Annotated in this window: 23 protein-coding genes; 18 read left to right on the top strand and 5 right to left on the bottom strand. The window is 45.4% G+C overall.

Features of this window, described 5'->3' with window-relative positions:
• The first annotated feature begins 151 nt into the window (after positions 1–151).
• The 5 genes from FRZ54_RS01445 to hflX all read left to right on the top strand — a co-directional run bounded on the left by FRZ54_RS01445 (position 152) and on the right by hflX (position 5,014).
• Entirely contained in the window at positions 152–598 is a 447-nt protein-coding gene (locus tag FRZ54_RS01445) for a cytochrome B (protein WP_147029877.1), read from the top strand.
• Between the two features lie 292 nt (positions 599–890).
• Positions 891–2,300: an anthranilate synthase component I family protein gene (locus FRZ54_RS01440; RefSeq protein ID WP_147029876.1), complete on the top strand. Its 1,410-nt coding sequence runs from the start codon at positions 891–893 to the stop codon at positions 2,298–2,300.
• A gap of 19 nt (positions 2,301–2,319) precedes the next feature.
• Positions 2,320–2,943: an anthranilate synthase component II gene (locus FRZ54_RS01435; protein WP_147029875.1), complete on the top strand. Its 624-nt coding sequence runs from the start codon at positions 2,320–2,322 to the stop codon at positions 2,941–2,943.
• Positions 2,944–2,983: 40 nt separating this feature from the next.
• Positions 2,984–3,766, top strand: coding sequence for an indole-3-glycerol phosphate synthase TrpC (gene trpC, locus FRZ54_RS01430; RefSeq protein WP_147029874.1), 783 nt, complete (start codon positions 2,984–2,986; stop codon positions 3,764–3,766).
• Positions 3,767–3,832: 66 nt separating this feature from the next.
• Positions 3,833–5,014 (top strand): GTPase HflX, encoded by a 1,182-nt coding sequence (hflX, locus tag FRZ54_RS01425; RefSeq protein ID WP_147029873.1) that lies wholly within the window; start codon positions 3,833–3,835, stop codon positions 5,012–5,014.
• 35 nt (positions 5,015–5,049) lie between these two features.
• On the opposite strand, the gene FRZ54_RS01420 is transcribed toward hflX, so the two are convergent.
• The 3 genes from FRZ54_RS01420 to mqnB are packed head-to-tail and all read right to left on the bottom strand — an operon-like array spanning position 5,050 to position 6,991.
• Complete coding sequence (locus FRZ54_RS01420; RefSeq protein WP_147029872.1) at positions 5,050–5,910, bottom strand: menaquinone biosynthesis family protein; 861 nt, start codon at positions 5,908–5,910, stop codon at positions 5,050–5,052.
• Positions 5,907–6,353, bottom strand: a complete 447-nt coding sequence (locus tag FRZ54_RS01415) for a DinB family protein (RefSeq protein WP_147029871.1) — start codon at positions 6,351–6,353, stop codon at positions 5,907–5,909. The genes FRZ54_RS01420 and FRZ54_RS01415 overlap by 4 nt, the downstream gene beginning before the upstream one ends.
• A gap of 5 nt (positions 6,354–6,358) precedes the next feature.
• The gene (gene mqnB / locus FRZ54_RS01410; protein WP_147029870.1) at positions 6,359–6,991 is read right to left on the bottom strand and encodes a futalosine hydrolase; all 633 of its coding nucleotides are present in this window, start codon (positions 6,989–6,991) and stop codon (positions 6,359–6,361) included.
• A gap of 76 nt (positions 6,992–7,067) precedes the next feature.
• Between mqnB and FRZ54_RS01405 the strand changes: the two genes are divergently transcribed.
• From FRZ54_RS01405 to FRZ54_RS01385, 5 genes are all read left to right on the top strand, one after another.
• Positions 7,068–7,484, top strand: coding sequence for a 6-pyruvoyl trahydropterin synthase family protein (locus FRZ54_RS01405; protein ID WP_147034389.1), 417 nt, complete (start codon positions 7,068–7,070; stop codon positions 7,482–7,484).
• A 9-nt stretch (positions 7,485–7,493) separates the two neighbouring features.
• Positions 7,494–8,132, top strand: a complete 639-nt coding sequence (folE, locus tag FRZ54_RS01400) for a GTP cyclohydrolase I FolE (RefSeq protein WP_147029869.1) — start codon at positions 7,494–7,496, stop codon at positions 8,130–8,132.
• 86 nt (positions 8,133–8,218) lie between these two features.
• Entirely contained in the window at positions 8,219–9,106 is an 888-nt protein-coding gene (fabD, locus tag FRZ54_RS01395; RefSeq protein ID WP_147029868.1) for an ACP S-malonyltransferase, read from the top strand.
• 76 nt (positions 9,107–9,182) lie between these two features.
• Positions 9,183–11,642, top strand: coding sequence for a hypothetical protein (locus FRZ54_RS01390; protein WP_147029867.1), 2,460 nt, complete (start codon positions 9,183–9,185; stop codon positions 11,640–11,642).
• On the top strand, positions 11,633–12,931 hold the full coding sequence (locus tag FRZ54_RS01385; protein WP_147029866.1) for a sensor histidine kinase: 1,299 nt from the start codon (positions 11,633–11,635) through the stop codon (positions 12,929–12,931). Before FRZ54_RS01390 ends, FRZ54_RS01385 begins: the two co-directional genes overlap by 10 nt.
• A gap of 211 nt (positions 12,932–13,142) precedes the next feature.
• Here the strand turns inward: FRZ54_RS01385 and FRZ54_RS01380 are convergent, their stop codons facing one another.
• Positions 13,143–14,054, bottom strand: coding sequence for a hypothetical protein (locus FRZ54_RS01380; RefSeq protein WP_147029865.1), 912 nt, complete (start codon positions 14,052–14,054; stop codon positions 13,143–13,145).
• Between the two features lie 378 nt (positions 14,055–14,432).
• On the opposite strand from FRZ54_RS01380, the gene FRZ54_RS01375 reads away from it, so the two are divergent.
• Positions 14,433–16,001 carry a glycoside hydrolase family 10 protein gene (locus tag FRZ54_RS01375; RefSeq protein ID WP_228462600.1) on the top strand — a complete coding sequence of 523 codons (1,569 nt, stop codon included), beginning with the start codon at positions 14,433–14,435 and terminating at the stop codon, positions 15,999–16,001.
• Positions 16,002–16,003: 2 nt separating this feature from the next.
• Here FRZ54_RS01375 and FRZ54_RS01370 read toward each other — a convergent pair whose 3' ends face one another.
• Positions 16,004–16,795 (bottom strand): DUF1835 domain-containing protein, encoded by a 792-nt coding sequence (locus FRZ54_RS01370; protein WP_187359721.1) that lies wholly within the window; start codon positions 16,793–16,795, stop codon positions 16,004–16,006.
• Between the two features lie 73 nt (positions 16,796–16,868).
• Here FRZ54_RS01370 and FRZ54_RS01365 point away from each other — a divergent pair, with 73 nt between their 5' ends.
• The 7 genes from FRZ54_RS01365 to FRZ54_RS01335 all read left to right on the top strand — a co-directional run bounded on the left by FRZ54_RS01365 (position 16,869) and on the right by FRZ54_RS01335 (position 23,408).
• A complete protein-coding gene (locus FRZ54_RS01365) occupies positions 16,869–17,645 on the top strand; it encodes a UDP-2,3-diacylglucosamine diphosphatase (protein WP_147029862.1) in 777 nt (258 codons plus the stop codon).
• A 116-nt stretch (positions 17,646–17,761) separates the two neighbouring features.
• On the top strand, positions 17,762–18,835 hold the full coding sequence (gene prfA / locus FRZ54_RS01360) for a peptide chain release factor 1 (protein ID WP_147029861.1): 1,074 nt from the start codon (positions 17,762–17,764) through the stop codon (positions 18,833–18,835).
• Positions 18,836–19,029: 194 nt separating this feature from the next.
• Complete coding sequence (locus FRZ54_RS01355; RefSeq protein WP_147029860.1) at positions 19,030–19,953, top strand: FAD:protein FMN transferase; 924 nt, start codon at positions 19,030–19,032, stop codon at positions 19,951–19,953.
• A gap of 185 nt (positions 19,954–20,138) precedes the next feature.
• A complete protein-coding gene (locus FRZ54_RS01350; RefSeq protein WP_147029859.1) occupies positions 20,139–20,474 on the top strand; it encodes a hypothetical protein in 336 nt (111 codons plus the stop codon).
• A gap of 35 nt (positions 20,475–20,509) precedes the next feature.
• On the top strand, positions 20,510–21,388 hold the full coding sequence (locus tag FRZ54_RS01345) for a hypothetical protein (RefSeq protein ID WP_147029858.1): 879 nt from the start codon (positions 20,510–20,512) through the stop codon (positions 21,386–21,388).
• A 6-nt stretch (positions 21,389–21,394) separates the two neighbouring features.
• Positions 21,395–22,078, top strand: a complete 684-nt coding sequence (locus FRZ54_RS01340; RefSeq protein ID WP_147029857.1) for a response regulator transcription factor — start codon at positions 21,395–21,397, stop codon at positions 22,076–22,078.
• A 4-nt stretch (positions 22,079–22,082) separates the two neighbouring features.
• Entirely contained in the window at positions 22,083–23,408 is a 1,326-nt protein-coding gene (locus tag FRZ54_RS01335) for a sensor histidine kinase (protein ID WP_147029856.1), read from the top strand.
• Positions 23,409–23,620: the final 212 nt, after the last annotated feature.

Genomic DNA, 23,620 nt, shown 5'->3' with positions numbered 1-23,620 from the left:
TTTATAAGTTCAGTTAATGCTCTAAAGTTATTTAAACATTAATACACTAAGTAATTTTCCAAGCAATCATTCTATATTTGTTACACGTTTGTTACATGCAAGCGGGCAAAAATTTCAACCTTCTGCTTACTTTTCAAAACAATTTAACAAAATGACTCCATACAGCTTTTTCAGGGAACTCCACTCGGGCTTCCGGTACATCGTTTTAATACTGCTGCTTTTAGCTATTATCAGGGCCTGGGCCGACTGGCTGGGAAAAAAACCATACAGCGAAGGTAACCGCAAGCTGAACCTGTTTACCATGATATCGGTGCATACGCAACTTTTGATAGGGCTGGTGCTTTACTTTTTGAGCCCTTTCGTAAGGTTTGGCAGCGACACGATGAAAGACCATGATACCCGTTACTGGACCGTGGAACACCTGACAGCTATGATCATCGCCATCGTTTTGATCACTATCGGGCACAGTAAGTCCAAAAAGGCAACATCACCTGAAGCAAAACATAAAGCTATCGCCATATTCTATACCGTCGCGTTGGTGATTGTTGTTGCAACCATTATGCTGAGCGGCAGGGGCTTGCTGGCGATGACGCATTGATATAAATAAATGGTGACCGTAAATCGGTCATATTATCCGGCTAAAGGAAGATTAAAACGACCTATCCGGTATATTTAATAATATATTTTTTGAGAAAAAATTTGGTAATTCAAATTTCTTTATAAATTTGTCACCGCGATGATTAAAAACAACAAAAATAACAGCTGGTGGCACCATGAAAATGGCAGCCGGATGTGTTTTTGATGATAGATACTAATCAATTGTAAACCTAAGATAACCCGGCGCACCAATCGCCGGGTTTTTTGTTTTATAACGCGACCGAAACAAGAAAATGAAAACATATACGATAACAACTACTTCTAAAAAGCTATTAGCCGATACCACAACACCGGTAAGCATTTATTTACGTTTGCGCGATGTGTTCCCCAACTCGCTGCTGCTGGAAAGTTCGGATTACCACAGTCGCGAGAACAGTCTGAGCTATGTTTGTTGCGAACCAATTGCGGGCCTGGTGCTAAACGACGGTCAGTTGCGGAAAAGCTACCCGGGAGGAAAAATTGAAGATAAGGCCGCCGGTACATTCGACCTGGTTGAAGAGGCTACCCGCTTTCTGTCTGAATTTGAAGTGAGCGAAAATCCGACAAAGATCATATCTAATGGTTTATTCGGGTATTTCACCCACGAGGCCGTGGAGCATTTCGAAACCATCAAACTGAAACAGGTTGAGAACGACCCGAGGAAGATACCCGTAATGCAGTACCATATATACCGGTACATTATAGCCATCGACCATTTTAAAAATGAACTCCATATCTTCCACAACCAGGCCGAAGGATTGCCGGCGAACGGAGGCATCGAAAAGCTGGAATACCTGATCAAGAACAAAAACTTTCCTGAATATCATTTCCAAACCAAAGGAGAGGAGCGGTCAAGTTTGACAGGTGAGGAGTTTATGGCGATGGTGGATAAAATGAAGCAGCATATTTTCAGGGGCGATGTTTTCCAGATAGTTCCTTCCAGGCCATTTTCAAGAACATTTTTAGGGGACGAATTTAACGTTTACCGCGCTCTGCGGTCAATCAACCCGTCGCCTTATCTTTTCTATTTCGATTACGGCGATTTCAGGATATTCGGTTCGTCGCCCGAGGCGCAGATCACTATCAAAAGCAAGGTCGCCAGCATATTCCCGATAGCCGGAACTTTTAAGCGCAGCGGCGATGATATTAAAGACGCGGAAATAGCACGTCAGCTTGAGAATGACCCTAAGGAGTCGGCAGAGCACGTAATGCTGGTGGACCTGGCGCGCAACGACCTGAGCCGGCATTGTGAGCAGGTGGAAGTGAAGGCCTTTAAGGAAGTTCAGTATTACTCGCACCTTATTCATTTGGTGTCGCATGTGAGCGGTACGTTACGGGATGATGTTTCGTCCTTTAAGATCGTAGCAGACACTTTCCCGGCAGGTACGCTTAGCGGCGCGCCCAAGTACCGGGCCATGGAGATCATCGACGAGAATGAAAAAGCAAAGCGCAGCTTTTACAGCGGCGCCATAGGCTACCTGGGTTTCAACGGCGACTTTATTCATGCTATTATGATCCGCTCGTTTTTGAGCAAAAATAATACGCTGCACTACCAGGCCGGCGCGGGCATTGTAGCCGACTCGAACCCGGAAAGTGAATTGAAAGAAGTGGACAATAAGATAGCAGCGTTGCGTAAAGCCATCGAGTTGGCGGAGAGTTTGTGAGCAGTTAAAACAGATTAAAATGAACAAGATCCTTATAATAGACAACTACGATTCCTTCACTTACAACCTCGTGCATTTGGTAAACGAATTGGGTTTGCAGTGCGATGTTTGGAGGAACGATAAATTCGCCATTGGCGATGTGGATGCATATAGCCATATCATCCTGTCACCAGGACCGGGCATACCTTCCGAAGCTGGTTTGCTTCTGGAGGTAATAGCGACGTATGCGCCCACGAAAAGTATTTTTGGCGTGTGTTTGGGCCAGCAGGCCATTGCCGAAGTTTTTGGCGGGAAGTTGTATAACCTCAGTCGCCCGATGCATGGCATAGCAACCCCCATTAAAGTTACCGATCCCCAGGAAAAGCTGTTTGCCGGTTTGCCCCAAAGTTTCAAAGTGGGGCGCTACCACTCGTGGGTGGTGGACAGGGACGGATTGCCGGACGTGCTAACCGTGACCGCCATTGACGAACAGGATAATAGTATTATGGCGCTAAGGCATAAACAATACGATGTACGTGGCGTTCAGTTTCACCCGGAGTCAGTTTTAACCGAGCATGGCAGGGCCATGTTATATAACTGGCTTTCACCATCGTTCGACATCGAAGAGGTTAAAATCACGGAAAATCATTTTATCAAAATTTAATATCATTGCAAAACAGTCCCCTTTCAGGGGCAGGGAGTTTATGAACATACTCGATAAGATAGTCGCGCATAAAAAGACGGAGATACAAGCCGCTAAAAAGAATGTTTCGTACACCAGCCTGGAGGAATCGGAGTACTTTCACCGCGAGGTGCTTTCCTTTAGGGATTTTTTACTCGACCCGGAACGAACCGGGATCATTGCCGAGTTCAAGCGGAAATCGCCTTCGAAAGGGATCATAAACGATAAAGTTTCTGTTGAGGACGTTACAACCGGCTACGCCGCGGCAGGGGCATCGGCATTGTCGGTGTTAACCGATCGCCAGTATTTTATGGGGAGGAAAGTCGACCTGCGCCGCGCACGCCTGGCAAATAAAATACCCATCTTGCGAAAGGACTTTATGATAGATGATTACCAGGTGATAGAAGCGAAAGCATTAGGCGCAGATATCATTTTGCTGATCGCGGCGATATTAACACCCGAACAAATTCAGCAGTTGGCCTCGCTGGCAAAGAGTATTAACTTGAATGTACTGCTTGAAGTGCATAATTTAGAAGAGCTGCAACGAAGCATTAACCCTAATTTGGATGCAATTGGCGTAAATAACCGCAACCTGGCTGATTTTACGGTATCGGTAGAAACTTCTTACCAACTGGCGGAGTATATCCCATCGGAATTTTTAAAAATATCAGAAAGCGCTATCAGTAATATTGAAACCATTAAGCAACTGAAAAATGCCGGGTTTAACGGTTTCCTGATCGGCGAGAACTTTATGAAACAAGCTGACCCGGGTGCGGCGATGAGGGAGTTTGTGAGGGCGTTGTAATACGGGCTTCCTGTTACTTTGACATATTTCTCAAACTGGCATCCTGATTGATAGAAATTGAATTGAATGAAGCAAAAATTTTATGATACTGCTGTGAAGCAGGAACGAGTGGTGCTTGTCGGCATTATTACGCCGAACGAGACAGAAGAACAGACAAAGGAATACCTGGAGGAATTACAGTTCCTGGTGGAGACAGCCGGCGGACTGACCGTCAAAAGTTTTACCCAAAAAATGCTGCGCCCGGAAAGGGCAACTTTTGTGGGGACCGGCAAGCTGGAGGAGATCAAGGCCTTTGTTGATTCGGAGGAAATTGACATCGTGGTTTTTGACGATGAGCTTTCACCATCGCAATTAAGAAATATAGAGAACGAACTACAGGTAAAAATACTCGACCGCAGTAATTTGATCCTGGATATTTTTGCCAACCGTGCGCAAACGGCGCAGGCCAAAGCACAGGTTGAGCTGGCGCAGCTGCAATATCTGCTGCCGCGACTTACCCGTTTATGGACGCACTTAGAGCGGCAAAAGGGTGGTATCGGTATGCGCGGACCGGGTGAGTCGCAAATTGAGACCGACCGTCGTTTGATCCTGAATAAAATATCGCTACTTAAGGACAAGCTCAAATTAATAGACCGGCAGAACGAAACCCAGCGCAAAAACCGCAACCAGCTGGTTAGGGTGGCCCTGGTAGGTTATACCAACGTGGGTAAGTCCACTATCATGAACATGATCTCCAAATCGGAGGTATTTGCTGAAAATAAACTGTTCGCCACGCTGGATACAACGGTGCGGAAAGTAGTTATCGAGAACCTCCCTTTCCTGCTTTCGGATACGGTCGGGTTCATCCGCAAATTGCCCCACCATTTGGTCGAATGTTTTAAGTCGACGCTGGATGAGGTTCGCGAAGCGGATATTTTGGTACACGTGGTAGATGTGTCACACCCTTATTTTGAGGACCAGATACGTACGGTAAATGAAACATTGAAGGACCTGGGTGCAAGGGATAAGCAGACCATCATGGTTTTTAATAAGATAGACGCTTACGAACCTATCCAAAAACCCGGTGAAGAAGCCCACAAATTGACCCTTGAAGATTTCAAACAAAGCTGGATGGCCAAGGACAATAACCCGGCGATTTTTATTTCGGCACTGAAAAAGGAAAATGTGGATGAGTTCAGGAAGCTGCTTTATGATAAAGTTGTTGCCATACATACGGTGAGGTATCCGTATGACAAGTTATTATATTAGCCCTCAACCCCTGAAGGGGAGCAAATCCAACTGGACTATTCTCCCCCTTTAGGGGGCGTGGGGCTTAAAAATATATGTTCCTTTATCTCCGGTATAATCCCCTTTTCACGCGCTGTATCGAAAAGCAAATCAATGGCTTTCCGGCCCTCTTCGCCCAACTCGCGCGAATACTTGTTCACATATAATTCGATATGCTTGTACATTACCTCTTCGCTCATTTCCTGTGCGTGCGAACGGATAAATTCCAGTCCCGATTTTGGGTTGGCAAAGGCAAACTCAACCGATTTTTTCAGCACTTTGTTTATTTTATGCTGTACCTCCAAAGGTAAATTCCTGTTAGTAACTATACCACCGAGCGGAATGGCGCAGCCGGTCAGCTTTTCCCAGTAGTCGCCCAGGTCGATGATCTTTTTCAGGCCCTTATTTTGGTAGGTGAAACGGTTCTCGTGGATGATGAGGCCAACGTCGATCTTTTCATCCAGCAAGGCATCCTCAATTTCCGAGAATACCATTTCCTGTTTGTTGGTAGCTTCGGGTAAGGCAAGCCCCAACAGGAAATTGGCGGTAGTATACTTCCCTGGGATTCCAATTTTATGGTCGGCATTATTTAAATCCGAAATTGAAAAATCTTTTTTTGAGATCAGCAACGGACCAACGCCAAAACCCAGCGCGCTGCCTGCATCCAGCAAAACATATTTATCGACTACATAAGCAAAGGCATGGTAGCTCAGTTTGGTGATATCCAGCTCGCCGCGGAAAGCTTTTTGGTTCAGCGTTTCCACATCGTCATAAAACACCTCAAACTCCAGCCCTTCGGTGTCTATCTTGTGATGGATCAGCGCATCGAAAATAAACGTGTCGTTAGGACAGGGAGAGAAGCCAAGTGTTAATTTCATTTATCTAATAATCTTCGGTGGTAATTTACCTGGCCTAAATGATAGCTGAGATGTGTTGCAAGGTGGGACAAGAAATAAGCGGTCGTATCACCTTTTGAAAATACTACTACGGGGAATTCGGCCGCCAGTTGCTCGTCGGTAATTTTATTCATAACCTCTTCCGTCACGACGATCGTATCTTCTATCTGTTGAATCAGCCTGGCTCTCGGTATATCCTTCAGCGAAAATTCGAGGTCGCGTTGGCGCACATAACCTGTATTACCAAGCACAGCGCCAATGAAATGGTTAAGATTGCCAACCAGGTGCAGGCAAAGGTTGCCCGCTGAGTTGGCAATACCATCTTCTACGACCCAGATATTCCCTTCCGACTGGTAAGCTTCTATTTCAGTTTTCAGCTTTTCCAGGTCGCGTTTTATCAGTTTTTTTAAAATTTCCTGCAGCATGATATTTATTTCAATGGGGAGAAATCTCGTTTGAAAAGTTCAGCAGCAAATGTATTCAGATTTTTAATGGCCAGCCCTATCTGCCAGGCATCGCGGTTGCGCTTTTCCACATAATTTGACACTGCCCTGATCTGTATACACGGAACGCCGGCCTGTTTGCAGGCATAAAAAAATGCTGCGCCTTCCATGCTTTCCAGCTGGGGCTCAATGCGGCAGGCAAGTTCTTTAATGCTGGCCTCATTGCCGTGAACGGTATTTACAGTAATGGCGCTTACCTGCCGTATATGGGTGATGCCATGGTCATAAAGCCGGGCAGAGGGTTTAAAATGAGCCTCGCCGAAGCCTAATTTCTCAATGGATAAAAAAGTTTCGTCATCTTCCGCGCCTAATTCTGAAAAGCTGTCTTCCACTACTTCCACCACTTCGCCTACAGCGATACTTCGGTCGAAGCTGCCTGCAATACCAAGGTTAATGGCCAGGTCGTACCGGTTGGTTGCCAGGTGCCTGCCTAATGCAAAAGCTGTAGCCACCATCCCGACGCCGGTTATAAGAAGTTCAATATTCTGATTCTTGACTCTTGACTCTTGATTCTGAAATTCCACTTCAAATTCAGTAGCTGCAACAACCAATATCCGCATAATGGCTTTATTTTGACAACGAAGATAATCAAAGCGCAGTTTTTTGTTTTGTATATTTGCGCCAATTATTATTATGATGATCTATATAACACGGAAAGAGCATTTTAACGCTGCGCACCGTATGTACCGCGAAGAGTGGAGCGAAGAAAAAAACGCTGAGGTTTTTGGTAAATGTGCAAACCCTAACTGGCACGGGCACAATTACAATCTATTGGTGACGGTGAAGGGTGAGATAAGTCATGCTACAGGGTACCTGATAGACCTGAAGGAACTGAAAGTGATCATTAACGATTACGTGATAGAGAAACTCGATCATAAAAATCTGAACAAAGATGTCGACTTCATGACAGGGAAGATGGCTTCGACCGAGTTACTTTGCATCGAAATATTTAACCAATTGAAAGGGCCGATAGAGAAACACGAAGGCGTGTTTCTGCATTCTGTTAAATTATTTGAAACGGAAAACAACTCGGCCGAGTATTTTGGTGATTAAAACCTGGAAATGAACAAAACAGATGCTTACCCCGACCGCGACGAAGGTATAGACGGGTACAAAAAGATAGACCGGTACAATACCGGATTGATAGACAATCTTAGCGGTCTTTATCACAACGTCCTCGAACAAATTGGAGAAGACCCTAACCGTGAAGGATTACTGAAAACACCCGAGCGAATGGCAAAGGCGATGCTTTTCCTGACGCAGGGCTACGACCTCAACGCCGAGGAGATACTCAAATCGGCTATGTTCAAAGAGGAATACAGCCAGATGGTGGTGGTGAAGGATATCGAGGTTTATTCGATGTGTGAACATCACATGCTGCCGTTTTTTGGTAAAGCGCACATTGCCTATATCCCGAACGGGCACGTAGTAGGTTTGAGCAAAATACCGCGCGTGGTGGACGTTTTTGCACGCCGGCTGCAGGTGCAGGAACGCCTGACCAATGAGATACGCGATTGTATTCAGGAAACTTTGAATCCACTTGGCGTGGGGGTTGTTATTGAATGCCGTCACCTTTGCATGAGCATGCGCGGGGTGCAAAAGCAAAATTCAGTTACTACAACGTCGGCCTTTACAGGCGAATTTTTAAAGGAAAAAACCCGCACAGAGTTTTTAAATTTGATAACGGCGAAACTTGGGTGATCAGTTATTAGTTATTAGTGATCAGGAACACGTCGTACTAATCACAAGTCACTAATTAACCAATCACCAATCAACTAATCACTAATATGAACGCATACTTATTTCCGGGCCAGGGAGCCCAATTTGTTGGCATGGGTAAAGACTTATATGATAAGTCGGACAAGGCCCGTGAATTGTTTGAGAAAGCAAACGAAATATTGGGTTTCCGTATAACGGACATCATGTTCGACGGTACCGACGAGGACCTGAAACAGACCAAAGTAACCCAGCCCGCCATATTTTTACATTCGGTTATCCTGGCAAAGGTTTTGGGCGATGATTTTAAACCCGATATGGCAGCGGGGCATTCGCTTGGCGAATTTTCGGCGCTGGTATCTGCGGGCGCTTTATCGTTCGAAGACGGTTTAAGATTAGTTGCTGCCCGTGCCAACGCTATGCAAAAGGCCTGCGAGATACAGCCTTCGACCATGGCAGCTATTTTGGGGCTGGATGATTTTACCGTGGAAGATATTTGCGAGCGGGCCACCGAGGTGGTAGTACCCGCTAATTACAATTGCCCGGGCCAATTGGTTATTTCGGGCAGTATCGCCGGTATCGACTATGCCTGCGAAAAACTGCTTGCGGCAGGGGCCAAGCGCGCACTTAAACTGAACGTCGGCGGAGCCTTTCACTCGCCTTTGATGCAGTCAGCGAAAATGGAACTGGAGTATGCCATACTGAACACGGAGATCAAAGAACCGGTATGCCCGGTATACCAGAACATCGACGCCAAACCCTATACCGATCCGGCTAAGATAAAACACAACCTGATAGAACAGCTTACCGGCCCCGTACGCTGGACGCAAACCGTGATGCACATGCTGGAGGATGGGGCGACATCCTTTATAGAAGTTGGTCCGGGCAACGTGCTGCAAGGCCTGGTAAAAAAGGTAGACCGCGCGGCCGCAACAAGCAGTGCCGCTTTAAGCGAATAAAAATCGCGAAGCCATCCAAACTGAAAACGGATGGCTTTGTTTTTTTATCGTATTTTTATCCCTACCTTTTGAAACATTGACACCCGCTGCGAAAATACGATTGATGCTGGCCCTCCTGTTTGCCAGTTTACTGCTGACAGCAATTGTTATACAGAAAACTTACACGCCTAAAAATAACCTGTATCAAACCGCGCAAACACTTGAAAGTAACCTGCAAAAAAAGGAACGTGTTGTTGCCGATGTCATTAACGATAAAAAAGCTTTCGATAATTTAAAAACGCTGGAAGATGACGACCGCGCGGCGCTGAAGGCAATAAAGAAATTTACGACCGATGAAAATATCTGGCTGCTTACCTACAAAAAGGGGCGGCTTGTGTTTTGGAGCGGGATAAAGGTAATACCCCTGCATCCCATTAAGGAGGGCTATTCTTTTGTTAAGGAATCGAACGGGCATTACAACGCTATCAAGAAGACGGACGGAGATTTTTCGGCTGTTTTCCTGATCCCGGTAAAACTTGAGTACAAAATTCAAAATCAATACCTTCAGAACATATTCGCAAAAAACCTGCTTAAGGACAATAATATCGAGATAGCGAAATATGATGACAAAAATATTTACGAAATACACAGCATTACCGATAAATACCTTTTTTCGGTAAAGGTAAACCCTTACGAGGTTAACCATAAGTTCCTTTATTTCGAAATAGCGTCATGGGCCCTTTGCTTTCTGGTCCTGTGTCTGCTTATCCACAATATCTGTAATTATATAGCTGTAAGAGGCTACCTGTTGCTGTCGTTCGCGGTACTGCTTATATTCATCGTCACGTTAAGGTATCTTAATATTTATTGCAACTGGCCCGACCTTAGTTACAAACTCTCCATTTTTCAACCCACACTTTATTATGGCGGGCCCTTATACCCTTCGTTCGGCGATTTTTGTCTTAATGTGCTTGCCATAAGCTGGTTCTTTTGTTTCGTGTACCGTTACCGCAACAAACTTGTAAAACCTTCTTACAGTAAAATTGCAGGTTATATTATTGTTGTGATTTGTGTATTGGCTATCACCGGGGTGTCCTTCCTGTTGCTCAGGCGCTTTCATGGCCTGGTACTTTATTCAAAGATCAATTTCGACGTTAATAATGTGCTTGGCCTCACGCATCATAGCGTAATGGGTATACTGATGCTGTGCTTCGCCTATCTTGTTTTTTATGTTCTTGTCGAAATATGCCTCACTTTTAGCGTGCGGGTTGCCGTGCCGGTATCGCAGCAGGCCGCTATCTTTTTAGCCGCTATACTTGCTGCCACATTTATCCCGGTGTTAAACCGCGGCGAATTTACTTTGTTCTACCTTTTTGGTGCAGCCTGGGTGTTTATACGGGGGTATGCCTACCTGTATAAACAGGCGAGATTAAATTCAGGTGCGCTGGTGAGCATTATCCTTGTTTGTGCTTCTGTATCCGCTATTAAACTAAACCACTTTCTTTCGCTTAAAGAAAAAGAAAAACGTAAGGAGCTTCTGCACCAGCTTATAACTACTGCCGATCTGCCGACCGAACATTACCTGAAAATTGTCGAGCGAAAGATAGAAACGGATCCGGATGTGAAACGGTATTTTATTGATACCGTGCACAATAATGATGTTATAAAGGCTTATCTCCAAAAAACTTATTTCTACGAATACCTGTCGAAATTTAAATTGAATGTTTACGGGTACGACACCGGCGACAAGCAATTCCTGTCGCAGAAGGGATATGAGCAGCAGTCCTACGATCTGAATGTTTTTAAAGACATGGTAAGAATAGGCGGGGCGCCGAAAATATCCGACTATTTTTACCGGAACAGCAAGGCCTACGGTTCGAGGGAATACCTGGCCAGGATACCGGTATACGACCAAAAGGAACTCGTCGGCACGCTGGTGATATCGCTCGACTCGAAGGATACGCAGAATGAAAATGCACCGCTCGACTTGCTCGTGGATAACAATGTAAAGCCTGCGGACGATTTTGAAGATTACTCCTATGCCTATTACAGCGATAACAGGCTGATGAGCCAGAAAGGCAAATACGATTATAGCCTTATAAACCGTGAGTTTAAGGGTAAAGTAAAGGATACGGTATTTAAGAGCACAACCGTTTCTGACCTCGCATCCTACAAATTATGGAACACCTATAACCACCTGATCTATCAGCCGGATGGGCGAAGCATGCTGGTAATAAGCAAAAAGGAAAATGTTGCCATCAACACCATTACTTCGGTCACCTTCTTCTTTATTGTTTTCCTTGCATTTGCCGCGGTTGTTATTGTAATGCGGTGGCTGTGGGCGCGTATACGGATATTATATTCCGAGGAGAACTACTTCCATTGGGTATTAAAGATCAATTTTGAGCATATTTTATACAAAACAAGGATACAGCTTTCCATTGTATTCGCAGTAGTCGCAACACTGATATTGGTGGGGTTATTACCTATGTTTCCATCACAAAGCAATACAGCGAACAACAGGACGCCACCATCAGCCACAGGCTGTTGCAAATAGGTAGAGCTTTTGAAAACGCCCGCCTTACAGGCGGTGTTTATTACATGGGGCAGGACTACCTGGCCAAGTTTGATGAATTTGCAAATGTTTATTCCGCCGATATTACACTCTTCAATACCAAAGGCGAAATGTTGGCATCGACGCAGCCTAAGCTTTATGACAACGGCCTTATAGCTAAAAGGATCAATGGAAAAGCCTATATAAACCTGCATCAGCTTAATAAATCCATATTCATTAACCCGGAGATCATTGGAAACTTTAGCTATAAGGCTGGTTATGTAGCGTTAACCAACGGGCAGAACAGAACGATCGGGTATTTGCAGTTGCCGTCGTTCTCGAACGAGGAGGACTACAAATCGCGCTTGAGTTCGCTGCTGGATGCCATGATCAATATTTATGCCCTGATATTTATCGCTATAGGGCTGCTGGCGGTATTTATTGCCCGGCAGATAACCACGCCGCTCAATATTATTCAATACAGCCTGAGCAAAACCATATATGGCCAAAAAAACGAGCCGATAAAATGGAAGCGTAAAGATGAGATAGGTACGCTGATAGCAGAATATAACAACATGATAGCTGCCCTTGAGCAAAGCGCGCAAAAGCTTGCGCAATCGGAGAGGGAAAGTGCCTGGCGCGAAATGGCCAAGCAGGTGGCTCATGAGATCAAAAACCCGCTGACACCGCTTAAGCTGGGGCTGCAGTTGCTGGAGAAATCGTGGAAGGACAAGGACCCAAAATTCGACCAGAAATTCGAACGGTTCAGCAAGTCGTTCGTCGAGCAGATCGAGAGCCTTTCGTCCATAGCCTCGGAGTTTTCGGCCTTCGCCAAAATGCCTGATACAAGGTTGGAGAAAATGGACGTTTTCGATATACTTACACAGGCTGTAGTGGTTTATAAGCAAACAGAAAATATTAAAATAAACTACCAGGCGCCCGAAGATCCATTTAAAGTAAGCGCCGACCGCGACCAATTGCTGCGGTGCTTTAATAACCTTTTGAAAAATGCCATAGAGGCTATACCACAGGGCCGCGACGGTGTTATCGAGATCGCGCATATGATAACGAACGGGGCCATCCTGCTGAGCATTAAGGATAATGGCAACGGCATTCCTGCCAACCTGCGTGAGAAGATATTCGAGCCTAATTTTACAACGAAAAGCTCCGGCACAGGCCTGGGGTTGGCGTTCGTCAAAAACTCAATTGAGAACGCAGGCGGCAAGGTTTGGTTCGAGACCGTTATTGGTGAAGGGACAACGTTCTATATCAGCCTGCCGGAAGTAGCTTAATATCCTTAAGCTTTATTCACAATAGCAACTTGCGGACATCTCTCCCCCTCAAAGACAAGGATTTCGACCGGGGAAAAAATATCGCTTTTAAAACCTTCCCAAAAACAAAGGCGAAAATCAGGCGGCCTTATTGCCTGCCCTGTATCGCTTTGAAATAAAAATCCCGCCTGTTTTTATACAGGCGGGACCGGGTATTAAATTTTTTAATTATTTATTTCAACGAGAAGGTTCCCTGGCCCATGGTCGAATTATCCGAATAAAGCATTACGGTATAAGCGCCTTTCTGGAACGCAGCGGGGTTGGTCCAATCGATAGTGAACATGCTGCCATCGTTCTTAAAATCGATAGACGTTTTGTAGGTATATTGCAGGTCTTGGCCATCTGCGTTAAAATTACCCGAATCGGTAGTGGTGATCAGGTTGCCGGTGGGATCGAGCACCCGAACGTATACATCGTGCAGGGCTTTGTCCGCAAGTGTGTTGCTGGCCACTGTAAAGTTTATCTTGATCTTTTTAGCCGGGCTTGCGCGGCTAACTTCAACTTCTTTACCGCTGTTTTTTACTTTGTAAGCTACTATATTTACACTACCTACTTTCAGCGCTTTGGCGATAGTTACTTTGTTGTCAAGGTCCTTGTTTTGTTCTTCCAGCGTAGTGGCCTTTTGGGTAGTAGTGGCCAGGTTGGTCTTAAGCGTATCCCTTTCACTGGCAAGGCTGGTATTTTGCTTCTTTAATTCTTCTATCTGGGCGGTGTAATTGGCAACAAAATAACGAAGTTGCTTTACATCTTCCTGGGCTTTGGCAAGTTCTTCTTTAGTAAGTTTACCCTTGTCGAGCTGAACGCGTAAAACCTTGATCTTGGCTTCGAGCGAATCGTTTTTGGCGCGCAGTTCGGCCGACATTTTTGCTTTGCCGGTATTCACCTGTTCAATTTGGGCCTCAAGGCTGTCGAGCTCAACCTTTAACCTGTTCTTTTCATCTTCCTGGTACACTATCTTAGTGTCCGACTTGTTTTTTTGCAAATACAAGTACACGTCGGTCCCCAATAAGGCTAAAACAACAACGATCAGGAAATAGATGACATTCGAGTTCTTTTTAGGGGCTGGTCCGGATTGATTTTCCATAGCTGTTTTTCTAAGTTTTTTAATTAGGATGGTTGTGTAAAGTTTGTTAGGGTCAGCAGTACACAAATCTGCCTAAATTTTAATAAAATTTGTTTTGTGTTAATCTTAACGATAGTTAACAGTCAATTCAGGTTATTGTTTCAAGAAATGTTAGTTAATGATATAAAATGAAAATTTTAGGAAATTGTTTCTCTCATAGGTTATTATTTTCCGGTAGACGGCTTTAAAAATAATTAGAATATAGGTAAAACACAAAAATGTCTGTGTAATTGCGCTGTATAATAAAAAAATCAACCATGAGTTTATATCTTTGCAACTTTTAATAATTTCCCCCCGATGCGTGTGTGCCGATATCTCCTGTTAACTTTTTTTGCTTTTTTGGTAGTTACCAAAACACAGGCCCAGCCCTACGCTTCAAAGAAACCGGCAGAAGGTGATAACGCTGAAAGACCCGTCGTTAAGCCTGCTGCAAGCGCAGAACCCAAGCGCGAATTCCGGGGAGTGTGGATAGCCACGGTAGTTAATATTGATTGGCCCAGCGACCCGCATTTGCCGGTGGAAAAACAAAAGCAGCAATTACTGGATATTTTGGATGCCGATCAGCGGATGGGTATTAATGCTGTGATGTTCCAGGTGAGGCCGGCTGCCGATGCATTTTACGCAAAAAGCAGCGAACCATGGTCGCGATGGCTGACGGGCAAGCAGGGCCAGGCGCCCGATCCGGCTTTCGATCCGCTTCAGTTTGCTATTACCGAGGCGCATAAACGCGGCATGGAATTGCACGCATGGTTCAATCCCTACAGGGCTACTTTCGACGGGAACTTTAAAAGCCTGTGCACCTGCCATATTACCAACCAGGAACCCAGCTGGTTTTTTACTTACGGCGGCATCAAACTGTTTAACCCGGGCATACCACAGGTGCGCGATTATATTGTAAAAGTGATACTGAATGTGGTGGACAATTACGATATCGACGGGGTACACATGGATGATTATTTCTATCCATATAAAATCGACGGGCAAACGATCAAAGACGCTGAAACATTTAAAGCTTATGGCGGCGAGTTTACGGACATAAAAGATTGGCGCCGCAACAATGTCGACCTGCTGATACAGGCATTAGGCGATAGTATCCATGCGCATAAATGGTACATGAAGTTTGGCATTGCCCCGTTTGGTATCTGGAAAAATGCCCGGCAGGACCCGGACGGTTCTGAAACCACTGGCGGCGATTCGTATTATGAATTGTATGCCGATACGCGCAAATGGCTGCAGGAAGGCTGGATAGACTATGTTGTGCCGCAGCTGTACTGGAATTTCGGCTACCGGCTGGCTCCGTTTGAGAACCTGGTGGATTGGTGGAGCGATAATACCTATGGCAGGCACCTTTACATAGGGCAGGCGCCATACAGGGCCTTTGAGCCTAAATCGAGAGCGTTCCATAATCCGCTCGAACTGCCCAACCAGGTGCGTTACCTGCGCGACAATAACCGGGTGGAGGGCAGCGTGTTTTTCAGCAATAATTCGCTTATTAAAAACCCCCTTGGATTTACCGACTCATTACATACCGATTTTTATAAATACCCCGCCCTGCCGCCGCCGATGCTCTGGCTGGATTCGGTGCCTCCAAACCCGCCTAAGAACCTGGTGGCGCAACCCAATGCCCTTGGTGTAAACCTGCAATGGCAAACCCCCGAAATGGCGGCCGACAGCGAAGATGTATATGGCTATGTCATTTACCGGTTTAGCGATACGGATACGGTAAATCTTACTAACCCCAAAAATATTCTGCATATCCAGTACAGCGCCAATACGCAATATGAGGACCAGACAGCGGAAAAGAACAAAACGTACCTTTACGTAATAACGGCTATCGACCGCATGAAAAATGAAAGCTACCCTACGCCGACCGTAGCCGTTGTTCCTTATACCACTACGGGTAAATAGCCTTATAGCCTGATCAGTTGCCTGTCTATCAGGGGTTGCAGGTACAGGTCGATCTCCGTATCGCCGAGGCCGTATATCTTTTCGTCTTTCCAGAAGCGCTGATAAATGGTGTGCCGGGTTTGAGCGCCCTTGCTGTAGATATCCAGTAGTTTTTGTTCGATATAGTTTAAACCGGCTTCATTGGTACGCAAGCGTTTTAGGTGGGCCTGCATGGCCGGCTTTAAGAGGTGCATATTACCCCAAAATTCGGTTTCGTTGAGCCACTTTTCAAGAGCATCGGTATCGGTCGCCACATAAAGCTTCCAGGCTTCACCGGCTATTACAAAATCGATCTCGCCAAGCTGTACAATAATATTTTCGTAGAGGTATTCCAGTTCGTCTGCCTGTAATTCGCCCATGCCTTTAAAATCAGGTTTGCCGGGAAATTCGCCCGGGCAGATCAGGAATACAGCCGGTGGCGACAGGTTAGTGTTTTGCGCAAGTAGAGCCATCATTCCAAGCAGGTTAGCCTGGCAATGCAAATCGAACTCGAACCAAAGATTGATGGTTTCGTAAGGTTCTTTCAGCATTTCAAGAGGCTCGACGACAGTTTTTTGATATTCCTCCGGCAATTCTTTAAAGGTGCGGGCTATCCATTTTTTACGGGTTTCCCAAAAATCGGCCGATGAAACATTATTTGACAATGGCCCCTGCGAAAATATTTCGCGCCAAACCAGGATATCGCCCGGTATACCGGTTTCGCGGAAGACATGGGCGGTTGAACTGCCGTTGAGGACATGAAGAGTGGTTTGCATGGGGTAGTTAATATTGGCCATCAAATATCGAAATAAAAAACTTTCATCCTAATCCATTACTTTTGAATCCGATATGCCGAACCGGGATAAACTGTATTTTGCTTCCGATTTTCATTTGGGTGCGCCCAGTTACGAGTCGAGCCGCGAGCGTGAGATGATGATGGTAAGCTGGCTGGATATGATAAGGGTCGACGCTTCGGAGGTTTTTCTGATGGGCGATGTGTTTGATTTCTGGTTCGAATACCGGACAGTGGTGCCGAAAGGCTACCTGCGTTTTTTCGGGAAGCTGGCCGAAATGGCCGACGAGGGTATCAAGATTTACTTTTTCAAAGGCAACCATGATATGTGGATGTTCAATTATTTTGAAAAGGAACTGGATGCGACCATCATCACCAATGAACTGACGATTGAACGGAACGGTAAGAAATTTTTCCTGCACCACGGCGACGGGCTCGGGCCGGGCGATTATAAATATAAGTTCCTGAAAAAAATTTTCCGCAGCAAGCTGTGCCAATGGCTTTTTGCCCGCGTGCATCCCAACCTTGGTGTGGGGGTGGCCAATTACTGGTCGAGCCATAGCCGCATAGCCAATACCAAAAAGGAAAAAGGTATACCGAACCCCAGGCGGCTTGAATTTCTGCCGGTATTCTGCAACCAACTGATCCAAAAGGAATACTATGATTACCTTATCTTCGGGCACCGGCACCGTACAGCCGACATGCTGCTAAGTAACAATAAAAGCCGCTATATTAACCTGGGGGAATGGGTGCTAACGCGCTCGTATGCCGTGTTCGACGGGAGCGACGTAAAGCTCCAATATTTCAAAAACCCTAATGTGACAGCATTGTAATAAGTTGGGAGGCACACCCTTTGCTTCAAAATCTGCTTTAAATTTCGTATTTTTGTGCGCTTTTTTAGCGATACTAATAAAGCCCCCGCTTTTGGCGGGGATGTAGGTGAGGTTATATGTTAGAGAAATTAGAAGCGATAAATCAGCGCTGGAAAGATGTTGAAACGGAATTGAGCAGCCCCGATGCCATGGCTGATATGAAGCGTTTTGCCCAGCTGAATAAGGAATATAAGGACCTGGCGAAGGTGGTGGAAGAGTACAATATCTACCGCAACATTATGAGCAATATTGATGCGAACAAGGAGATACTGGCGACAGAGAAAGATGAAGAATTCCGCGAAATGGCCAAGATGGAGCTTGACGAATTGCTTGAAAAGCGCGACGAGAAGGAAGAAGAAATACGCCTGATGCTGATCCCGAAAGATCCTGAAGACTCTAAACATGCCATTGTGGAGATACGCGGCGGAACTGGCGGCGACGAGGCTGCGTTGTTTGCCGGCGACCTGTACCGTATGTACATGCGGTACTGCGAAAAACGCGGATGGAAAACCGAACTGGTAGATTATACCGAAGGAACCGCAGGCGGTTACAAGGAAATTGTATTTAACGTGCTGGCAGATGACGCATACGGAACGTTGAAATACGAATCGGGAGTTCACCGCGTACAGCGTGTGCCCGATACCGAAACGCAAGGCAGGGTACATACATCGGCTGCAAGCGTGGTAGTATTGCCCGAGGTTGATGAATTTGATATTGAACTGAACCCCGCCGATATACGCAAAGATCTTTTCTGCGCATCGGGCCCGGGCGGACAGTCAGTAAATACCACTTATTCAGCCGTCCGCTTAACACATATACCAACCGGTATAATTGCGCAGTGCCAGGATCAGAAATCGCAATTAAAAAACTACGATAAGGCATTGCAGGTGCTCCGCTCCAGAATTTATGAGATGGAACTGCAGAAACACCTGGAAGAAATATCAAAAAAGCGTAAAACCATGGTTTCAACAGGCGACCGTTCGGCCAAAGTACGCACCTACAACTTCCCGCAGGGAAGGTTAACAGAACACCGTATAGGCCTGACCATTTATAACCTGCCTGAAGTGATGAACGGCGGCATACAGGATATACTGGAATCGCTGCAGTTTGCCGAAAATGCTGAAAAACTAAAGGAGGGTACCGTCGCTTAACAAGGCGCTATTTTTATAAATCCCGCAATTTTTACACTATTCTGTTAATAAAATGCTTCGCCTCGAGGCATTTTCATTTTAATTTCATGAAGCAGGTCTATTTTCGTAGAAAATGATCTATTGGCATGTTCCCCGGCTGGCAGGTTATTTAATTAACCCCTATGTTTAAAAATATCCTGTAAGCAAGTTCCCCTATGTTAGCGGTAAAAACATATCATCATGACCTTCGTATTTTCAGGCGTGCTTTGCGGCTGATGGGTAATGTATTCGAGATCAGCGTTGTGGCAAACGACGCGGCGTGGGCTGATAATTGTATCGACAACGCTGTGGACGAGATAAACCGCATTGAAAAAATGCTGAGTACGCTTAGCGACGACAGCCAGGTTACCGAGATAAACCGCAATGCGGGCATAAGACCCGTAAAGGTGACCGGGGAATTGTTCAGGCTGATAGAACGTGCACTGGATATTTCGGTGCTTACACAGGGGACATTTGATATTACTTATAATGCCGACAAGGCGGCCGACCTGCAAAAGATCGAGCTTAATTCGGTTAAGTTCACCAATTACAAAAAGGTGGTGCTTAACGCCGAAAAAACAACCGTTTTTTTACAGCAAAAAGGCATGCGCATAGGCTTTAGCGCAATAAGCAAGGGATACGCCGCCGATCGCGCGAAATATATTTTGCAGATGATGGGCGTATCGGCCGGCGTGGTGAATGCTGGCGGTGACCTGCTTACCTGGGGCCTGCAGCCCAACGATGAGCAGTGGACCATCGCTACTGCCGATCCGAAACAGGTCGATCAACCATATTCAGATATCAGGATTAGCAATATGGCGGTAGCAACATCGGGAAACTTTGAGAAGAACGCCGTTTTAAGCCACCAGGATATGCCTGCCGTCATCGATGCTAAGAAGGGGTTTCCTGTTAGCGTGCTGAAAAGTGTAAGCATTGTTAGTCCTACTGCCGAACTTTCGGACGCTATGGCCACGCCGATAATGGCGCTTGGTGTTAATGCAGGATTATACCTCATCAACAAACTGCAGCAACTGGCCTGTGTCATTATTGACGATCATAACAGGGTATATACTTCAAAGGAGATCAGCTATTTAAGCTGATCAGGCCACATAACCTAAAAGAGATTACCGGCCTGGCCAGCCGTAATGCCGGCTGTTCCATCCTACCCTTGTAACAAAAACGGGCGTTTATTCTGCATTAAAAAATAGCGGAATGAATAAAAATTTGCCATTTTTGAAACAAAGGCTGGAATATTGATTAGAATTTTAAATTTTTCTCCTTCGAAATGACTAAGTGGTTTGTGTATATCGTGTTCTCGCTTATACTCATGCCATGTATAGCTGCCGTTAAAAAACATCCGCACAGCAACAGATCATTTTATTTCAAGTCTGATAAATATTCAGCCGACTCGATTGAAGCCGTTGCTGATACAACACCAAAATCAAAGCAAAAACAACAGGAATCCGATAAAAAAATAAAGGAGGTTACCAAGGCTAAGCATGTGCCGAAGCCGGAGAAGATTGATGAGGGCGATTCCAAGGACAAAACAAAACCAAAACGGCAGCGACGGCCTCCGGGCATGGAGCGGCCACCTGAAATACCGAGAAGAAATGGCAATTAATAACATCGTTTTACTTTTAACCATGCGATAAAGCAATGAAATACGCCTGTCCCCTGCTTCTGTTTTCCATTTTCATCAGCATGCACGTAAATGCCGGTACTTACCGTAACTATGCCGATACCGTTCCAAAAAAATCTGCAGATACCGACACTGTTGTCCGAAAGCAGTCGCTGTCGGTAGGGGTAAGCTTTGGCAGCGATGCCCAATTTTTTGGCCGGACGGGGACACAAAAATATCCATTTATGAATTCGGACATTATCTACAATGCCAAGTCGGGATTCTTTGTGTACGGATCGTTTTATAAAGTATTTACTTCCACGCCGGTGATCGATGAAACCGATGCAGGCGGAGGATATTTTTACCGTTTTTCGCCAAAATTTACCGGGAACATTAGCTATACCAGGTTTATTTTCAACAAGGATGCGCTCATAATCAAATCGGCATCATCCAACGATATCAACTTTAATAACTCGTACGACTGGAAAATAATGAAAACGGGCGTGGTGCTCGACTATCTTTTTGGCCAGTCGAGCGACTTTTTTATGACCATCAATAACTCGAAGTATTTCGAAAGCAATTTTGGGATCTTCGACGACAAGGACTACCTGTCGTTCAACCCTGGCTTTACCATAATACTGGGCACACAGAACTTTGTGCAGAAATATTCGCAAAACCATCCCGGTAAATTTGATCTTGACGACCCATACCTGCCGCCGCCCTTACACAGCTATTCGGGCTACAACAGCGAATTCAAAATGCTGAACTACAGCCTGAAACTGCCGATAGCCTATAACAGGCCGCACTACACTTTTGAATTTGCCTATAAATATTCGATACCTGTAAACGTTGAGGGGATATTAAAGAACCATCGTGAATCGTTCTTTAACCTGACATTTTATTACCTTTTTTACTAACAGCTTATGAACGTTTTGATAGTTGAGGACGAAAGGGCGCTGACAACCGAGATGGAACTGTTCCTACAGGGCAACAACTACATTTGCGATACCTGTTACAATGGTAAAACTGCATCGGAAAGGATAGCCACAAATCTGTATGATTTTATTCTTATCGACCTTGGCCTGCCCGATTATGAGGGCCTTGACCTGTTGAAGGAAGCAAAGAAATATAACCCCGAAGCAGCCTGTATCATACTAACCGCACGCGCCGAGGTGGACGACCGCATCAAGGGGCTGGACCTGGGCGCGGATGATTACCTGCCTAAACCGTTTTCGCTGCTTGAACTGCAAAGCAGGATGCAGGCCATAACACGGCGTAAGTTCGGACTAAAAAATTCAGTTGTCATGCTTGGCGAATTTGCCATCGACCTGACCAACCGGAATATCTCGCACGGCACATCGCAGATAAGTAGTATTACCAAAAAGGAGTTTGACCTGGTAGCTTACATGCTACTGCATAAGAACCGCACACTTACCCGCTCTCAATTGAGTGAGCATATTTGGGGCAGCATTGTGAATGACGACTACGATTCAAATTACATTGACGCGCATATCAAAAATATCAGGAAGAAACTGAACGCTTATGGTCCGCCCGACTGGCTGGAAACCGTACGCGGATTGGGTTACAGGATAAACGTAAACGGTTAGCAAATTGAAGCTCGGCACCAAACTGACACTTTTCAATACCATCTCGAAACTGGTAATAGTGGTATTGTTTGTGTTGCTTTTGCCTGCCCTGATACATAATATAAACCGTAATTATACCGACAACTGGTTACGCCGTCAGCAGGACAAGGTGCTGAAACAGGTGAAGCTATCGGGTATAGGTACCTACATTAAGGACGGCGAGGGCTATGGCAGCTATAATGCCCTGCTGAAGGAAGAATATGTGAGTATGGATGTGGATTCGGCCGACGAGGACATTGATACCATTGTGAACGAACGGCGTCTTGTAGAAGGCGATACCATCCAGTACCGTATCCTGAGCCATAATTTTAAAGTCGGCAAGCAAAATTACCTGCTGGAGATTGGAAAAAGTATAGATACGATAAACGAGACCACCGTACCGCTGCAGAGCATAGCCTTTGAGATATTGTTGGGTATGGTGCTTTTGACCATCCTGGCCGACCAGTTTTACTCGACCTACATCCTGCGGCCGCTGAATAAGATCATCCGGACGAAGCTGATAGGGCATAAATTCCCCCTGCGAACGCCTTACCGCAAAGTAAGAACCACCACATCTGATTTTGAGCACCTTGATATCAGCATTCATAAGATGATACAAACCATCGAGAGCACTTTTCAGAAGGAGCGGGAATTTATTTCGAATGCTTCGCACGAACTGATGACGCCGATATCTATCCTGCAATCGAAGATCGAGAATATGTTTGGCAGCGAGGATATTACCGACGAGGTAAAGGAGCGGCTGCTTGAACTGCAACGGATATTGAACCGGCTGAAAAGTATCACCAAAACCCTGCTACTAATATCGCAGATAGAGAACGAACAGTTTTTGAAGGAGGATAAGGTAAATGTGGCGGAGTTGCTGAACGAGGTACACGACGAAATATCCATCCGCCTGCAACAGCGTAACATCCATTGCGAGATCGATGTTCCGGCCGATTGGGAGTTGCATAAGGTCAATAAATTCCTGCTGTTCAACCTTGTATTTAACCTTGTTAATAATGCTATAAAATATAATAAAGAGGGCGGGTCGATAACGATAATTGGTAGGGTCGAAAATAAGCTACGGATGATCGAGATAGCCGATACCGGCATAGGCATCAGTAGCGAGCAATTGCCGCATATTTTTAACCGGTTTAAAAAGTTCACGCGGTCGTTACAACAGGATAGCTTTGGACTGGGGCTGCCCATTGTAAAGTCTATCGCCGATTTTCATCATATAACCATCGAAGTAAGTTCGGAGGAGGGCGTTGGCAGCAAATTTAAACTGGTATTCCCGGCTGAAATGAATTGAACGCCTTCATTTAAGACAAAATTGCTTGGTTAGGAACGTTGTTAATGTATTTTAAATAAATCCTATAATATCTATAGGAATTATATAATTTATTATTATGTTTGCATCATACAATTCGCCGGTCGGGGCGCACGATGGTTCGGGGCCATGATTGCTATCCTCTCTTCTCATAATTTAGGTTTTATAATTGGTTGCAAAGAGTTCCTGCCCAT

The sequence above is a fragment of the Mucilaginibacter ginsenosidivorans genome (genome assembly GCF_007971025.1).
Taxonomy (GTDB): Bacteria; Bacteroidota; Bacteroidia; order Sphingobacteriales; family Sphingobacteriaceae; genus Mucilaginibacter; species Mucilaginibacter ginsenosidivorans.
The sequence above is the reverse complement of the archived record's forward strand: the minus strand, read 5'-3'. Positions and strand labels throughout refer to the sequence as shown.

What these genes read in the sequence shown, in the direction of transcription:
- FRZ54_RS01445 (WP_147029877.1), top strand. Translation starts at nt 152, where the DNA reads ATGACTCCATACAGCTTTTTCAGGGAACTCCACTCGGGCTTCCGGTAC.
- FRZ54_RS01440 (WP_147029876.1), top strand. Translation starts at nt 891, where the DNA reads ATGAAAACATATACGATAACAACTACTTCTAAAAAGCTATTAGCCGAT.
- FRZ54_RS01435 (WP_147029875.1), top strand. Translation starts at nt 2,320, where the DNA reads ATGAACAAGATCCTTATAATAGACAACTACGATTCCTTCACTTACAAC.
- trpC (WP_147029874.1), top strand. Translation starts at nt 2,984, where the DNA reads ATGAACATACTCGATAAGATAGTCGCGCATAAAAAGACGGAGATACAA.
- hflX (WP_147029873.1), top strand. Translation starts at nt 3,833, where the DNA reads ATGAAGCAAAAATTTTATGATACTGCTGTGAAGCAGGAACGAGTGGTG.
- FRZ54_RS01420 (WP_147029872.1), bottom strand. Translation starts at nt 5,910, where the DNA reads ATGAAATTAACACTTGGCTTCTCTCCCTGTCCTAACGACACGTTTATT.
- FRZ54_RS01415 (WP_147029871.1), bottom strand. Translation starts at nt 6,353, where the DNA reads ATGCTGCAGGAAATTTTAAAAAAACTGATAAAACGCGACCTGGAAAAG.
- mqnB (WP_147029870.1), bottom strand. Translation starts at nt 6,991, where the DNA reads ATGCGGATATTGGTTGTTGCAGCTACTGAATTTGAAGTGGAATTTCAG.
- FRZ54_RS01405 (WP_147034389.1), top strand. Translation starts at nt 7,068, where the DNA reads ATGATCTATATAACACGGAAAGAGCATTTTAACGCTGCGCACCGTATG.
- folE (WP_147029869.1), top strand. Translation starts at nt 7,494, where the DNA reads ATGAACAAAACAGATGCTTACCCCGACCGCGACGAAGGTATAGACGGG.
- fabD (WP_147029868.1), top strand. Translation starts at nt 8,219, where the DNA reads ATGAACGCATACTTATTTCCGGGCCAGGGAGCCCAATTTGTTGGCATG.
- FRZ54_RS01380 (WP_147029865.1), bottom strand. Translation starts at nt 14,054, where the DNA reads ATGGAAAATCAATCCGGACCAGCCCCTAAAAAGAACTCGAATGTCATC.
- FRZ54_RS01370 (WP_187359721.1), bottom strand. Translation starts at nt 16,795, where the DNA reads ATGCAAACCACTCTTCATGTCCTCAACGGCAGTTCAACCGCCCATGTC.
- FRZ54_RS01365 (WP_147029862.1), top strand. Translation starts at nt 16,869, where the DNA reads ATGCCGAACCGGGATAAACTGTATTTTGCTTCCGATTTTCATTTGGGT.
- prfA (WP_147029861.1), top strand. Translation starts at nt 17,762, where the DNA reads ATGTTAGAGAAATTAGAAGCGATAAATCAGCGCTGGAAAGATGTTGAA.
- FRZ54_RS01355 (WP_147029860.1), top strand. Translation starts at nt 19,030, where the DNA reads ATGTTAGCGGTAAAAACATATCATCATGACCTTCGTATTTTCAGGCGT.
- FRZ54_RS01350 (WP_147029859.1), top strand. Translation starts at nt 20,139, where the DNA reads ATGACTAAGTGGTTTGTGTATATCGTGTTCTCGCTTATACTCATGCCA.
- FRZ54_RS01345 (WP_147029858.1), top strand. Translation starts at nt 20,510, where the DNA reads ATGAAATACGCCTGTCCCCTGCTTCTGTTTTCCATTTTCATCAGCATG.
- FRZ54_RS01340 (WP_147029857.1), top strand. Translation starts at nt 21,395, where the DNA reads ATGAACGTTTTGATAGTTGAGGACGAAAGGGCGCTGACAACCGAGATG.